2 protein-coding genes are annotated in these 625 nt (G+C 58.9%); both read right to left on the bottom strand.

Annotated features, from left to right (window positions below):
• Positions 1-65: 65 nt before the first annotated feature.
• Positions 66-347 (bottom strand): HepT-like ribonuclease domain-containing protein, encoded by a 282-nt coding sequence (locus CUJ86_RS11690; RefSeq protein ID WP_235855681.1) that lies wholly within the window; start codon positions 345-347, stop codon positions 66-68.
• A 41-nt stretch (positions 348-388) separates the two neighbouring features.
• Positions 389-625: nucleotidyltransferase family protein (locus tag CUJ86_RS11695; RefSeq protein WP_130647754.1), on the bottom strand; the 237-nt coding region annotated here is incomplete at its 5' end.

Below are 625 nucleotides of genomic sequence, written 5' to 3' on the forward strand. Positions count from 1 at the left end.
CTCTCCAGTGAGGGGAAAACACCCCCCTAATAACGAGATCCCACCCTGATGGGCAGCGCATACGCTCAAAGATCGAGCAACGCATGGATCAGGGGTTTTTGAGCCGGGATCTCGTGGGTGATGACGTCCCAAACGATCTCCCAGTCCACACTGAAATAGGCATGGATCAGGCGGTCCCGCATCCCGGCCATTGCTTTCCAGGGGACCTCCGGATGCAACTCCCTGAAAGACGGGGGGAGGTTCTTTGCCGCCTCGCCGATCACTTCGATGCTCCGGAGAACCGATCGTTTGAGCACCTCGTCATGGACGAGGTCATCGAAGGCGATAGCGCCGCACTGCTCCTCCAAAAAAGAGCATCTCATCCAGAATATGGCGGAGGAAGACCTCCTCACGCTTCACACCAGATCACCTCGCCTTCGATTGTTGGGCGGAGGTAGGGATCGATCCCGCCCGTGGTGACCAGGTCGACCCGCCGGCCGAAGAGGTCTTCCAGGTACGCGATCAGGGCCATGAAGTTCCGGAACGTTGCCTTTCCCCTCGAAAATTCGACGAGGATGTCGATATCGCTCGTCGGGGTATTCTCCCCCCTGGCAACCGAGCCAAAGATCCCGATCCGCTGCACGCC

Origin of the sequence: Methanofollis fontis, from assembly GCF_004297185.1 — an archaeon.
Classification (GTDB): Archaea; Halobacteriota; Methanomicrobia; order Methanomicrobiales; family Methanofollaceae; genus Methanofollis; species Methanofollis fontis.